At 44.2% G+C, this 14,342-nt stretch carries 15 protein-coding genes; 4 read left to right on the forward strand and 11 right to left on the reverse strand.

The genetic code is table 11. The features are described from left to right. Position 1: 1 nt before the first annotated feature. Together L3C95_RS29680 and L3C95_RS29685 are read right to left on the reverse strand one after the other, a co-directional pair. Positions 2 to 370: a DUF805 domain-containing protein gene (locus tag L3C95_RS29680; RefSeq protein WP_236393899.1), complete on the reverse strand. Its 369-nt coding sequence runs from the start codon at positions 368 to 370 to the stop codon at positions 2 to 4. 65 nt (positions 371 to 435) lie between these two features. Then, a complete protein-coding gene (locus L3C95_RS29685) occupies positions 436 to 792 on the reverse strand; it encodes a winged helix-turn-helix transcriptional regulator (RefSeq protein WP_236393900.1) in 357 nt (118 codons plus the stop codon). A gap of 92 nt (positions 793 to 884) precedes the next feature. Here L3C95_RS29685 and L3C95_RS29690 point away from each other — a divergent pair, with 92 nt between their 5' ends. Beyond that, entirely contained in the window at positions 885 to 1,415 is a 531-nt protein-coding gene (locus L3C95_RS29690) for an NAD(P)H-dependent oxidoreductase (protein WP_236393901.1), read from the forward strand. A gap of 230 nt (positions 1,416 to 1,645) precedes the next feature. Next, complete coding sequence (locus tag L3C95_RS29695) at positions 1,646 to 2,344, forward strand: hypothetical protein (protein ID WP_236393902.1); 699 nt, start codon at positions 1,646 to 1,648, stop codon at positions 2,342 to 2,344. 105 nt (positions 2,345 to 2,449) lie between these two features. On the opposite strand, the gene L3C95_RS29700 is transcribed toward L3C95_RS29695, so the two are convergent. Further along, positions 2,450 to 3,181: a hypothetical protein gene (locus L3C95_RS29700; RefSeq protein WP_236393903.1), complete on the reverse strand. Its 732-nt coding sequence runs from the start codon at positions 3,179 to 3,181 to the stop codon at positions 2,450 to 2,452. Between the two features lie 238 nt (positions 3,182 to 3,419). Here L3C95_RS29700 and L3C95_RS29705 point away from each other — a divergent pair, with 238 nt between their 5' ends. Further along, positions 3,420 to 3,803, forward strand: a complete 384-nt coding sequence (locus tag L3C95_RS29705; protein WP_236393904.1) for a hypothetical protein — start codon at positions 3,420 to 3,422, stop codon at positions 3,801 to 3,803. Between the two features lie 131 nt (positions 3,804 to 3,934). After that, positions 3,935 to 4,417: a hypothetical protein gene (locus tag L3C95_RS29710; protein ID WP_236393905.1), complete on the forward strand. Its 483-nt coding sequence runs from the start codon at positions 3,935 to 3,937 to the stop codon at positions 4,415 to 4,417. A 149-nt stretch (positions 4,418 to 4,566) separates the two neighbouring features. On the opposite strand, the gene L3C95_RS29715 is transcribed toward L3C95_RS29710, so the two are convergent. The 8 genes from L3C95_RS29715 to L3C95_RS29750 form a co-directional block, all read right to left on the reverse strand. After that, positions 4,567 to 5,034: a hypothetical protein gene (locus L3C95_RS29715; RefSeq protein ID WP_236393906.1), complete on the reverse strand. Its 468-nt coding sequence runs from the start codon at positions 5,032 to 5,034 to the stop codon at positions 4,567 to 4,569. A gap of 87 nt (positions 5,035 to 5,121) precedes the next feature. Next, complete coding sequence (locus tag L3C95_RS29720; RefSeq protein ID WP_236393907.1) at positions 5,122 to 6,858, reverse strand: hypothetical protein; 1,737 nt, start codon at positions 6,856 to 6,858, stop codon at positions 5,122 to 5,124. Positions 6,859 to 6,979: 121 nt separating this feature from the next. Continuing rightward, a complete protein-coding gene (locus tag L3C95_RS29725; RefSeq protein WP_236393908.1) occupies positions 6,980 to 9,466 on the reverse strand; it encodes a glycoside hydrolase family protein in 2,487 nt (828 codons plus the stop codon). 29 nt (positions 9,467 to 9,495) lie between these two features. Further along, the gene (locus tag L3C95_RS29730) at positions 9,496 to 11,079 is read right to left on the reverse strand and encodes a M15 family metallopeptidase (protein WP_236393909.1); all 1,584 of its coding nucleotides are present in this window, start codon (positions 11,077 to 11,079) and stop codon (positions 9,496 to 9,498) included. An 11-nt stretch (positions 11,080 to 11,090) separates the two neighbouring features. After that, on the reverse strand, positions 11,091 to 11,828 hold the full coding sequence (locus L3C95_RS29735; protein WP_236393910.1) for a hypothetical protein: 738 nt from the start codon (positions 11,826 to 11,828) through the stop codon (positions 11,091 to 11,093). Next, positions 11,818 to 12,093, reverse strand: coding sequence for a hypothetical protein (locus L3C95_RS29740; RefSeq protein ID WP_236393911.1), 276 nt, complete (start codon positions 12,091 to 12,093; stop codon positions 11,818 to 11,820). The genes L3C95_RS29735 and L3C95_RS29740 overlap by 11 nt, the downstream gene beginning before the upstream one ends. Before the next feature lie 6 nt (positions 12,094 to 12,099). Next, the gene (locus L3C95_RS29745) at positions 12,100 to 12,255 is read right to left on the reverse strand and encodes a hypothetical protein (RefSeq protein ID WP_236393912.1); all 156 of its coding nucleotides are present in this window, start codon (positions 12,253 to 12,255) and stop codon (positions 12,100 to 12,102) included. 5 nt (positions 12,256 to 12,260) lie between these two features. Beyond that, positions 12,261 to 14,330, reverse strand: coding sequence for a hypothetical protein (locus tag L3C95_RS29750; RefSeq protein ID WP_236393913.1), 2,070 nt, complete (start codon positions 14,328 to 14,330; stop codon positions 12,261 to 12,263). Positions 14,331 to 14,342: the final 12 nt, after the last annotated feature.

Here is a 14,342-nt window from a genome sequence, read left to right on the forward strand (position 1 = left end):
ACTAATACTTAATATCACTCTTACCAATTGAATCAATCTCCCGTTCTAGTGAACCGGCCGGATTGTCCTTCGGATGGGAATTAGGCATACCATATTGATTAGCTCCTGGGTCGCCCGACTGAAATAACATCCACAAGCCATAAAACGGGATGAACTGCCAGCCGGCACCTTTGCCGAGATCGTGGCAGCGTTTGGAACCTTGCGCAAAGAGAATCCAGAGGGATGGAATAAAAAGAAGTATAAGAGCATAATTATACTCTTGAAGAAGAAGCTCCTTAATAATCAAAGAAGAAGCAATATAAGCAACATAGGTAATTGCGTATTCTCTTCTTCCAATTCTGCCTTCAAAGGAAAAGGGATGCTTAAACATAATGGTAATTTAAATTAAAATATACACTAATAAATCTGTAAAAGATCCTTATCGACCTACTTCGCTCACATCAAATTTTTATGCTTCTCTCCCCACTTCTCCAGCTGTTTAATAACATCTTTCAACTCATACCCAATCGGTGTCAGCTCATATTCCACCCGTGGCGGCACCCCTGCATAAACAGTTCGCGTAACGATCTTATTCTCCTCCAATTTCCGCAATTGCAAGGTCAGCATTCGTTCAGTTATATTAGGTAATAGTTTTCGCAACTGTCCGAATCTGAGCTTTCCATTTATTAGCCAGGAACAAATAGCCAATGCCCATTGTCCGCCAATAATGTTAGCGGCATACACCTCTGAGCATTCATCAGCTAATGCTTGTTTGTTGGCAAAGTTGGTGGATGTTTCCTTTATCTTTGACATACTGACATTTTTTATAGTACCGCACAATGGGTTGTTAATGTGTCAAATTTAGGTTAACCATCTTAATATTGCGGCAGAAAATTTTTAGTTAGATGAAAACATTGATAATCGTTACCCATCCCGATATTACAAGCTCGGTTGTTAACAAAAGGTGGATTGAAGAACTGAATAAATATCCTGACAAATATGTCGTTCATCAATTGTATAAAGTTTATCCAGACGAAAGAATCGATGCGTTGGCAGAGCAAAAGCTGGTTGAACAATATGATAAGATTGTATTTCAATTTCCCTATTATTGGTTTAATTGTCCTCCGTTGTTCAAGAAATGGTTAGATGAGGTTATGACGTATGGCTGGGCATATGGAAGTAAAAGCGGCTACAAAATGTCGGGTAAGAAAATAGCACTGGCTATATCTGTTGGAGTTGATGAGCGCGAATATAGCCGATCTGAAAAATACAAATACACAGTGGAAGAATTAACACGCCCCTTCGAACTCAGTTTCGAATATGTTAAGGCCGATTATCACCCCCTTTTTGCATACTATGGGATTGAGTTAAACTCCTCGAAGGAATGGATCGAAAGAAGTGTTCCGTTATATCTGGATTTCTTAGATTCTTTATAGCGTTGGCTGGTCGAAAAACAGTATAATGTGGTGTGCGATATCCTGAAACACTTGACTATTAAATAAAATAGTAGTGCAACACGAAGTCGGCGCTTATCCGCCTATCCCCGCGAAGACAGTGCAGTGGCATGTTTTATGTTTGCAGGACATATTTATAACAATTATTTCATATCCAGTTTGTTGCATGACTCATGCAGCCAAACTAATTTTCCTGCTTAAACTATTCATTTATGAAACATGTTTTATTACTTGCAGGACTTTTCGTGACGCTTGCTGTGCATGCGCAGAAAAGTTCCCTAACGGAATACCCCGGTACTTATAAAGTGGGTAAGGGGGAGGCCGCAGAAGATACAAAGGTGGAGTTAATAGAAGATAAGTTGAACATTAGCGGTCGCGCGGGTAGTGCAAATCTCAGCATGCAGAGACCTGATACCTTTTCTGTGGACGAATACGGTGGCGAAGTCATTTTTCTCCGTAATACCACTAAACAGATTTCCGGTATCAAAATAAACATCCCGGCAGGTAACATAGATGTGGAAGGTATTCGTGTGGAAGATCTGGCAGAATATGTGGGTACCTATAAATTGGGTGCTGGCGATGACGCAGATGAGGCGAAAGTGACTTTGAAAGATGGCATTCTTACCGTTAGTGGTCGTGCCGGTAGTGCGGACCTGAGCCGTCAGAAAGCAGATACATTTAACGTAGAACAATATGGTGGCCAGGTAATATTCAAGCGTACTGCCAACAAGATCTCTGGCATCAAGATCGATATTCCTGCCGGTAACATCAACATAGAAGGTGAGAAAGTAGAACTCAAGGAGGTGTCCGCTATATACGTACAGCCAGCCGGGCACAAGAAAGTTACTCCTTCTCCCTTTGTAAAACAAGGAGCAACTAATCAGGAAGTACGCAGGGCGGTTGTGGGCTGATGCCTTGCGACATAATTCCCTCATTTGTGAATGCTGTGAAACCGGGCGTAAATACCCTGGAAATGAATTGTGTCATTTCCAGGGGATAGCCTGGCTTATTCGAACTTATTTGTTTGCCAGGTAATTATGGTATTCCTTTGAAAGTTTAGTACCAACATTAAAGAACATGTCTGCACCAGAGTCTTTATATTCCATGTCCAGCATTTCTTTCTTAAAGTAACTTGTAAGCTCTTCGAGACTATGGCGACTCCAGTCAGTTTTCTTCATTGCATGCTTGCCTCTATCCTCTGTGGCATAAATGAACGGAAATGAAAACTCCTTCTGTACAGACAGTTTCTTGCCTTTTATTTCGGCATCAGAGGAATTTATCAGCGTATGAATAGTCGCATCCCCTGTCACTGAAAGACAGGTACTTTTTTTAAGACCTTTTCCTTCGATAAAAAATACCTCTTCTACGGTTAAGTTACCGGTAATCTGGGCCAGGTTGTCTTTCTTATCAGGATATCGCGTCCACATATTTTTTGTTTCCACGTTTCCTGCAATCAATCCTTCATAAAAACTCAAAACTTTAGTAAGCACATTGCCTAACACGACTGGTTGTGAAAGTCGCAGGTCTTCCCTTTCGTTTATATATTTGTAATAAACTCCCCAGTGAATTTCGTCAAAAAGATTGAGGGTCTCCGTTTCTATATCGCCTTCGAAAACAGGAAAAAGACTTTCATCAAATTGGGCTTTGTCTTTTGATGTTTCATACAGCGCTTCAAACTTATTGCCTGCAGGTAACACGCCTTTTAAATCTTTGTAGGCGATAATTTTCAATTTGTTTTCGTGAATCATTGTTCCAGGTGTTTATTGCATATCGGTTTTGGATCCATCAGTTGGAGAGCATGTACACATGCTATGCATCTTGGGAATACGGGATACAATATATGAAAAACAATGTATACTAATCGTTTCAAGGCCATTTCATAAGTATTCTTTCCCGTTTGCCAGCCAGGATAATGATAGTTTATTCGGTGTCATTCAGCGAATTAGAGTCGTATATTTGTGCACTTATCCCTTTCAATGAAATTAAATGAGACTCTTTTTAACTGTAGCACTGCTTTTGTCCCAGTCCGCCTTTGTATTAGCGCAAATTTCCAATAATGTCGTCGATCCGGCATTTGAACCGGAACAACCCCTGGGAGAAATAATAAAACTGGATGCAGACATCCGCGTTCACCAGTTCACAATGCCTGTAAAAAATATCCGGGTGATCACCATTTGTGGAGATAATGCGGTCTTAGGAACTTTACAATACAGAGCACAAAAGGTCAGGGCGCTGGCCCTTCCAGATAAACCTTTACAGGAATACCTGCAGGAGTATGTGAATAAGCAGTATGGCGATCAGTACAAAAAGGATGATGCATCCTGCGGTGCACCGCAGGCGGAAGCACCTGATCTCATAGAACCATTCTGAGGAAAAGTAAACAGTTGGTGAGATATTTAATTATGAATGCCACGATAAAAATGCGACTAATTCTAATCATAACGTTGATTGTATCGACATGCAATTGCTTTGCCCAGACCGGAAAAGTGAAGGTCTTCAAGATGAGAAAGTATATAAAGGGAGTGTTGTACCAACAAACAAAAGGCAATATTGAAGCCGAAAATGAACAAATAGACATCTATTTTTTAAAGCGGCATTTTGAAGTAATATATTACTTGCCTGAAAAGCTTACCGACAAAAAATTTAGCGGTCAGACTATCTCATTGTGGGAAAACCCGAATGACAAAAAAGAGTTCACGAGCAATCGGACATATACTTATACTTATGACAGCCTTGGCCGCATGATAAATTTTGCCTATTCTAGTTGCATAGTTTGCGCAACATTACCTTATAACTATACAATTGTATACAATTCTAAAAGCCAGGTAGAGGTTATCCGTCATGAAAACAAGGCAGAGGATAGATATAAATTCTATTATAACAAAAAAGGAGATATTATAAAATTTGAAGAATATGCGGGAGATAAGATAGCAATGGAAATAACACTATCTGATAGAAAATGTAGGCTTTTACATATTTTTTAGCTTATCTCTTGAACTTACCACAGGGAATTGTTTTGGTGAACGGAACATACCAAGTGCCTGGCTCCATCTTTTTGTAAAAGAACAAACCGGCCTGGAAGTACATCTGGCCGGTTTGTCAGTTCAATGTTATCTATCGCTTGGCGCTCCATCTAATAAACTTCAAGGATCAACATATCCATTTTATTAAACAGAAATCCATCTCCCACTTTCTTCTGAAACAGTAATTTTGCAAGCGGGGCGTCAGGTGATAGAAAAAATATTATCTGATCATCTATTACCTGTTTACCCAATCCGGCGGCAATAAAGAACGAATGCTGCTGACATCTTACCAGTGCCCCTGTTTGAGCAGTGGTATAAATGATGTCTGTATTCACCTTTTGTAATTTGTCAAGCTCCCTGATAATTTCTGCCAGTTGCCTGGCATACATATCCTTCTCCAGGTGTCCCATCGCTCGTCCCGTTTCATATTTATCACCCGCCGAACTTTTGTCTTCATTGTTAGCTGCCTCCTGTGCGCTATCAACAGCCGATTTCGCCATCGTGATCCTTTCTTCTATCATTGCCTCTCCGGCCTTTTTTAACCTGCTTTTAAAGGCGATCATATCCTGGCGTGTCATAAGTTGTTGATTGAATAGAGGTCAAGTTAAGAAAAATTTTGACCAGTACATTTTACGCTACCAGGTTATTCTTCCCTAATAAATATCCTAAAACCGCAGTTCCGTGTACGGAGGCAACGTAACCGTTGCAGCACTGTTTTTCATCATCCAGTTGCGATAGGAGAATATATAAAAATTAAAAGAAGGTACAAGATGATCCTTAGGATTTACCCTCCTGTAATCGGCAACCAGTGTAAAAGTCCGATCTAACTGGTCAGATAACATGGCCGCCTGTATGGAATTTCGCATACAAAGCAGTCTCACATTCTGACTGATGTCCGGACGTTGTAATATCTCCTGATATTTCTCAAGCATACGGGCAAGTGAAGCCTTACAGGAATCTCTCAGGGTTTCCGTACTCAAATGGCGTATTGCATAGTCTGTACTGTCTACAATGTTGGCGATATCCTGGTAGCCCGCTTCTGGATTTGTTACACCATAGATGGCATATTGCTCCTTCGATGCTTTCCAGTAACCATAGCCATTATTAAGTGTAGCAGTAATAACGGGAGCTGCTTCATACCATTTTCTGCTGAATAACCGATCGCTAATGTCGGCCTTCAGATTAGCGTCATTCATTGCTTCGTAACATGCTGTGTCGGATCGAAACGGAATGACCCCCAATCCTGGTCTAAAATTGTCCAGAATATTCGAATGTAACGTGTCGCTGAAAACATTGTTTTCGCTACTCACTACGAATGTTCGTTCCACTTGCCCCTGTTTATCCATTATTTTTATAGTTATCGGGCAGCGATAAGTTATCGTAGAGATATAACCTGGTCGTCTAAAATCGGTAGAATACTCCGGCGCTTTATATTGCAGATCAAGGATGCCAGGTGTTACGATTTGCATAGTATAATCTGCAGTATCATTTTTCCCCGCCCGGTGTGCTTTAGTCTGAAAAAATACGGAGGTACTCAACATGCCTGGTCGAACAACAGGCGAGGCGATAAGGGCGTATTTTTCGGCCTCTTTCAACTCTTTGATAAGACCATTCAGGTATAAAGGAGTAGCAGGATACAAGGTTTTTAGGTGGATATCTGCTTTTTCACTTTCCGGGGATAGTACCAGTACGTTCCTGCTTGCGTACATCGCTCTCGTTTGCTCCGGTAAATCAGCAGCTTTATTCTTAAAAGCAGCAATTAGCTGTTGAAAATAGGCGTTGGATTCAGCATTGTTCCGGAATTCTGCATTCTGTGAATACTGGTTAAGAGAAAGCGCACCTTTGGTCAGCACAGAATCAGCATAACCGCGACACTCAGGCAATTCATTCCTGGCTACATCTGCAGCTGCTGCCAGATATGAAAATTGATAAGACAGATCGTAATTACTCCTGACGGCGAGGTCTTTAACGAGCACATACAGACACATCTTATGAATGTCGATCCACTTTTTCTTGTCCATCACTTCGCCCTTTGATGGATTACTGGGGGAAATGTAGTCCGGCTCTTTCAGGGCGCTAAATACCTCATCTTTCAAAAAGATCTTGTCGCAGGCGTTTACCAGCTCATTCAATTTCCCGCGTTCATTTTTAGCAAAAAGAGTGGTGTTGGCCTGATACGATTGCTTAAAGTCGAGATATTCTGCTTTTGCCTGGTTGGCCAGCGTCATGCGACATGCACTGTCGCGGTATCCAGGTATCATTCTGAAACGTGCATCGAAGTCGAGCATTTTAAAAATGAGATCAGCCTTGATCTTTTCTCTGTTTTGTGCACTTGTGCCTTTGGGAAACGCCAATGATAGCAATAGGGTTACCCACAATGTAACAGGTCGTAATTTAAACATAGGATAGGAGGATTAGATTTCCTGGCGCGAAATTAATCCTCCCATTAGTAGTGAAACAAAAAGATTTATAAACGGTAAGCCGACTGGTTGTCAATACGATGTAAGTGGCAAGCCACCGCCCTTACAACGCCTGTATATGCAAATGATCCAACGCATCTGCAAACAGATACCTGATATTGGCACCCCTTGCCTGTGCATTGCTGATCGCTGTACGCAGGGTATTCCTGGACGCCTCATTGGCAATATGCCCCAGATCTCCGTTAGTATTACCAGTAGGAGAGTGTTCATTCCAGCGGTTAGACAGGAATAAATTGCCCGTGGTGTTGAGGTGCTGATATTCCGGTAGCAGCGTAGGAGGTTGCGTGTTTGCATATACGGTGATATGCCTGTTATAGGTATTAAAGTCATGGTCTGCGCCTGCACCATCCGCATATGGCGGTCTTGGCAATCCAAGTGCATAACTACCCGGAGCAAGATTGTTAATAGCCGCTACTACGGCATCCAGGCATTGTTGCTGATTACGGATATCAATTCGTTTGCCGTCAATATGTGTAAGATCAATAGCAGTGCCATTGGAATGATGAGAGGACGCCGGCCGGATGTAACTAAGCATGCCAAAGGCCGGATTGGCGCTGCTATTATGGTCGAGGGAGAAATAGAGCATCTGTGAAATACTTTGTAACAGGCTCAGTGACGGTGTAAAAGTGTTGTTGTTTAACGTATAAGTGCCATTTGCCCTGATCTGTTCCAGCTGTTGCCGGATATTGACTGGAATCAGGACTCTGCCGGGATTAGACAGTATATCTCCCGCTATCTCCTGTACGGTAAGTCCTTTGCCGGTAGCAAAACCATTGATGCTTTGTGCGCCTGATGGGGCAGGAGTAGTGTCAAAACGCAGGAGGTTATTACGTTCTATGATAGAGATGAGAACATTCGCATAGTTTGGATCTGTAGCATAACCTGCACGGGCAATCTCCCGGGCAAACTGGCGTCCATCATTGGTATGATTGAATGCTTCACGGTATCGACCATTGCTGACAAGGAAATTGCCATGGTCATTGAAACTTTCCACAGCATTGGCATAAGCCCTGAAATAATCTTTCACCCTCCAGCGGTAGCGTGTGGTGCCATTGCCATCTGTAAACTGTTCGATGGAAATGATCTCCGGATATGGGTGACGGCTACGATCGTTGTCACTATGGATCTCGGTAGTGGTCAGGAGCTGTTTTTCTCCGGTCCAGGAAGAGCCGGCCTTGATACCGAAGAAATTAAAGCGGGGAGCATGTTTGCCCCAGCCTGATTCCAGTGCAGCCTGCGCCAGTGTTACGGAAGCGGGTACGCGTGTCTGGCGCATACTGTCTATTGCGTTCTGTGCAAATTGCTGTATGAAATCGTCTTGTACGGTAAGATCGTTGGATAAAAATGCACGATTCTCGTAAGAGAATGACTGTGCATTGCTGGCGCCGCCATTCCACATTTCTATTTCTGCATTACGACGGTTGACCAGTCCCTGGGAAGTAACCAGTGCACCGTTCTGTCTGATCTTCACCCATTTTCTCATTTCACCAGGGACTGCACTATAGTTCCCTTCATTGAGTACCCTGCGTAAGGTAGACTTTTCGAAGGCGGCAGATCCGATGTTGTATACAAAACTGACAAGCGCATCGAACTGATGCTGGTTCAGTGTTACAGATATCTTTTGATTGATCGTGTCCTGAAAAGCACTTACTCTTTCCATCAGCAGTTCAGTAGCCCGCTGATCTGTGATGCCATTTTCATAGGGCTGTTCAGAGGCGGCGCCGTTGCAGTTGCCTTTATGTATCAGGGTACCATAGCCGATGGTGCAATGGCCTGCCTGATCATTGTACTTTCTTGCCCGGAAGCCTTCCAGTCTTTTGATAAGATCAATGCCGCCTGATGACAAGGTAGAAAATGATATCGCTGTTTTATAAGCAGAGAAGGAGTGGGCTTTAGAAACGCCTGCCGGCCAGTGTACGATCTGTATCCTGCCGTCCCAGTCGTCGCTGACGCGTACTTCACGTTCAAATTTCACAAGGAAGTCGGAGAATTTCTCCGGATAGGTCGTACCCTTGGCAGGATCAATGATGGTCAGCGTAGTACCCTGGGGAGTACCATCGCCTTTGATAGCGGTCATGATGCGTGCATGTATGCCAAATTTGGCGTCAGAGCCTTCTGCGGTAGTGACCCATATCGGACCATAGTTACGTAGGAGTTGTTCCCAGCCCGCAATGGTTAAACTCTGCGGATATTTAAATTCAAATCCGGCTGTATTCAGGAAAGGTACCTTTTCTGTCGCCAATAGCCATTGATTGGCTTTGAATTTAGCAAGGTAAGTAGGCCCGATCGCGCCTATTGCAGTCTCAATAGAGGTAGAACGGTGGTCGCGCCAGGAAATCATCATTGTTGCCACTGTAGCCCAGCAAACCAGCCCGGAAGGCTGTTTAATGACATCCACCGTACCGGGGATCTGATAATCCACGGCATCGAATGAATTGGCAAATCTTTCCACAATAGATGCAGATCTGGCGTAACTTCTGCGTCTTCCGGCACCAAGCAGGTTGCTTACTTCAAAGAAACGATTTTCCATTTTAGAACGGATTGAGTATTGTGAAAAAATTACAGTGTTTTACCTAGTTCAAAATGCATCCCATCCTTCTTACCTTTGAAATGTCCTCCCCAGAAGAAACCCTGTTGATTGGCGATGGCTACCAGTTCTCTTACACATCCTTTTTGTCCCATCAGGGCAGGTTCCTGTCCAAATCCATTTGTGCCCGCGTTGATATCAAAAGCGGTTCCCCAGGCATGATTGCTGAGTGGTCTTGGCGATCTGTGTTGTGTACCGCGGATAAATCTGGCGGCATAACCTCCTTCGAAGGTCAGGATCCTGTCCAGCAGTCCTGCGGCTTCCCATGCTGCCCAAAGGGCTTTTAATCTTTCTTCGCCAGCTTTATGGAAGTTGATGATGCCATTTTGGATGACCTGATTACCGATTTTTTTACCGTTCAGCTGAGGAATGCTTACGCGTATAATGTTATCTGCGGCCCAGTTGTTCGTTACCTTTATGCCGTCTCCACCGAAGGTGGAAGGATCTGCTTCATAAGTGAACGTACCGAATACTGCCGCACGTTCCGCAGAGGTCAATGGACGGATACTGGTAGGGCGTGGAGGCCAGTTTGGCCCGCTGGTATCGGCAGGACTCATCTGCAAGCTGGCAGGTTGTTCCGGAGCATCTGTCGCTGCTGGTTGCCGGCTTTGATACCTGTGAATGTCGTCCAGGTCATTCAGAAATTCTAAGGGATTCGGTTCTTCTTCACTTTTCTTATTAACTGGCGGCGGCGCAGTTTTCCTGACAGGAGATGGAGGAGGCGGGTCCTGCACCTTGTCGAAATCATTGAACCTGTTAGTCAGTTCCTGTGCATCTACCTGAATGGTACCCAGATTGTATGCATTTGCAAACTTCATATTTTGTGCAATACGATCAAATATTGCGTGTTCATTTTTAGCTGCGGGATCATTGCCCTTTGGAGCTGCCGGCTCGTCGACTGATTGTTGTTTGCCTACATCTTCACGATTAACGGTTTTCTTTACAGTAGGGTCATAGACCTTCTTGCCGGAAAGAATTGCCTGCAGGTCATTTACGATCTCTTCTTCCCTTGAGGAGAGTGAACCACTGCCTTGCGCCGGAGATTCAGCGGCGTCAGATCCCCGCATTTGTTTGATATCTTCCAGTAAGGCTGCGGTATCCGGACCTTCGTCATAGTCGGGTCCGGGGGCGGCAGGATATGTGGACGGTGCCGCTGCCTCGTCTGAAATGGCCTTTTCCATTGAGAAGGGGTCGAGTACACTCGTCTGCAGCTCCTGATGCTCACTTACGGGTGAAGCAGCGGGTGGGGTATATACCGGAACGTATGTATTCTCTTCCGGAGTAGATGATTGTAATACGTACTCCTCAAAATGAGTTTCATCATTCACAACAGAGGCCTGAACAACATATTCTTCGAAGATGTCTCCGTTACTGTCTGCGGATGCAGCTACAACATATTCTTCAAACGGTACATTATCTTTGACAGTGAGCACTTCTCCATTGTCAAAGCTTTCTGTCAGCGATTTTTGTTTTTTCTTTTGAGGACGCTGATGCCCACCGTAATAATCACGAAGCAGCTCGTCATAGCAGGAGTAAGGAGTATGTTTCTTCTTCATAGCCTGTACGTTTAAAGTCTGATATTCATTTTTACAAGGGTATAGGGATCGAAGGTCATGATCAGTTCAGATTCCTGTTGTGTGATATGATCTTTATTCAGTAATATTTTCAGTTCACTGGCACTGAACTCCATCACCTCTGCAAGTGTACTATTGATGACAGTTACCGGTGCATACTGCTTGTCCAGTGTGAGATTCTCTCCCTTCACATGCAGATACGGTCTTTCATTCTCATCCAGCGCCAGACTGACCGCCGTCACTCTTGGTGGTGTTTGATTTCTTCTCGACTTCTGTATCTGGTTAGCCAGTGTTTTATAATCGATCTCATTGTCGGTAGCGCGTTGTATGTCAACCTGTTTCTTCTCTACCGCCTGCAGATCATCAACAGAGCTAACACCCAGTTTACGTAGCTTTTTCTGCGTTTTGGTATCCACACCGATCTCTTCGATCTTGGTATCATTTTTCAGTCCTGATATCTTGGTAGTGGCCCGCACCTGCTGGTCGGTAATAGATCCCAGCTGGATGTTGACCTTCGATGCACCTTCCTGACCAGGTTGGGCTGTAATAAACCTGATCTGATCTCCATCAAAAGTGGGGAAGATATTGAGGTCGATGGCCAGGTCCTTGACTGTATAGGTCAAAGGCTTATTGATAGCTTTGATAGCCAGTGTTTCACGTGTTTTGTCCAGCTCTACTACCAGAGAGTCGACAAAATCTTCCAGGTTCCAGTATTTGTTATCATTCGCCATCTTCAGATGCGGTATATTTTTCAGCCTTTATAGTGATACTGTGATAAGATGGACGGAAGCTGGTATCCACTCTGTACAAGGGAGGGACAGTACCGATCCTCACTGTGCCATCATCATTTGTGCTGATATCAAGTTCTATGGGGGTACCAACTTCTATTTCATAAATGTAACTATGTACCCCGTTCTCCTCGTCACGGAGATCGCCGGAAATGTCCAGTATCTTATCAATGATACTGTTCAGTGGCAGAAAGGCTTCGTCCATCATAACGGATCAGCTTTTGGTAACAGGGTTCAGTACCACCTTCACATTCAGTTCTATATCGTATCCGTCAAATACATACCCGACATCAGAATCCGTACGTGTTTCTTCTGCCGGTGTTTCTTCGCTGTCATCTTCTGACATGCCGTAGTAGAATGGGTATTGCATAAGCATTATTGATTATTAGATTTAATACCAAGTATCCTTACACTGACAGGCAGCGGGAACCTCACTTTTGTGCTGCTGATCTCATTTACATATCCATCCGGTGTAAGCGAATCAACTTTGCCAAGTGTGATCTCGAAAAGTTTGAATACAGGAACTACCCATACCATGCCCTGCTCATAGGTTCTGCCTTTCATTTTAATGTTATAGATCATCTCCGCAACATTCGACTTTGCGAAGCCTGTATTTTTGATAGCTGCCAGCTGTTCATCGTTCAGTGGTTTATTACCATCCCATCCGTCCAGCAGCTTATTTAATTCCGTGATGCTAAGTTCTATACCTGCTTTCATCCTGCCGGATGTAGTGTCTGTCAGGCTTTCCTTATCTTTTGCATCGACAGCCATTTTAGTGCCCGTAATACCGTTCGCGGTGTGTTCCGCAGAAAGTGATACCGTGTAACGGGCATCTGCATTTAGTTCCCAGAGGGATTTTGACTTACCAAGAGAAGGAGACTGCCATATTTTGTTCCAGAACGTGCGGTAAACCTGCATGTCTGTCAGTTCCTTTTCTTCGGATACAGCTTCTCCCTGTTGCTGAACAAAATAACTTTGTACAAAAACAGCAGGGGTGTTACCGATAGCTTTGTATTCTTTTCCACTGGAAGTTCTCCAGCGCACTTCTGCGAATATTTCCAGGTCCTTATATAAGGGCAGACTTAATAATTCACTTTTCATGAATTCAAACTCCACTTCTGCATTAGCCGGGATATCTTTCTTTTTGAAAGTTTTCTCCAGCAATAGCTGGCGGCCGGCAGGATCTTTGAAATAGAACGTATAGATCGCTTTGGGCAGCGGATTTTTGGGAGCCTGTCCGACATTCAGTTTTACTTTAAATGACACCTTATCTGCCTGCTGTAACAGCAGTTGCTGCTTTCCGTTGTACGAAGAAAGCTTCAGTGACTCGAAAGTAAGTATCACGCCATTACTCAAGGTATAGGCGGTGTTATGCTGCATAAGGGAGTGTGCAGTAGCTACGCCTGCTGGTGCTGCGGCAGGTTGGCTTTTCTGCAATTGGGCAATCAGCTGGGCCAGTACTGCCGGATCAACATTAGGGGCTGCTCCCGGTTGCTGATGCTGCAGGAGTTGTTGTAGCATCAGCCGTTTTTGTACATCACCTGCCAGGGTGGTCATAAGCTGATTATTCGCTTGCAGGGTTTGCAGTTTATGTTGATTCGCAGCATTGATCAGTTGGGGTAGTAGCTGTACGCCCTGCTGAATAAGCGGTCCTGCCAGTGAGGCCAGCAAGGCATCGTCAATACCGAAAACGAATGGTTTGGAAAACTGGTTGCCTTGGGCAGATTTATCACAATCAGCATAAATATCAGCACAAAACCTGTTGTCGTGCGATTGAGCTGTGCTGACAGATTGTTGTCCGCTAAGCCCGGAAACAGCAGGAGCTACAGCCCGCATAATGGCGCCCAACAAGCCTGTCAGCATATTAGCGGGATGTTGTGAAGATGCATTCCCCGCGGAGGCGGGAGCATTGCTTCCACCACCAGCCGGGGGAGTCAGCATACTGATCGCCGCAGGCAGTACTGCCCGCACCAGGCTACCCAGTATGTCTTCAATGGAAGCCTGTTGAGAGAGGTATTGCTGTTCATGCGAGATATTCCTGATGGGGTTGAAGGCTGTAGTTTGCATATCAATACTTGCTGAAGATGAAATATTAGGACGTCCTGTATTTATGTGCTGGAATCCTACCGGGATCCTGATCACATTTGACACAGCAGGAGAGGTGCCATTCTTGTCTTTTGCACTTAGCAATTGTATGTAACAGTTCTCGCCGTCAAAGTAGTTTTTAGGTATCCTGACTTCCTCCTGACTATCGCCCAGGAAAGTGAGTTTTTTCTTTTGTTGAAAAGGAGTGACCTTAGAGATCCCATCCACCCACTTGATACCGGCCCTGTCAATTACCTGCCTGCCTATTTTAAAACGATACCAGGTATTGGTGCCAATATCTATCATGAAACGATAGTTTTGGCTATCTGCAGATTCCCATTGTAAAATTGCCAGGGCCATAGCAAGTAATTA

It is taken from the genome of Chitinophaga filiformis, from assembly GCF_021646545.1.
GTDB lineage: Bacteria > Bacteroidota > Bacteroidia > Chitinophagales > Chitinophagaceae > Chitinophaga > Chitinophaga filiformis_A.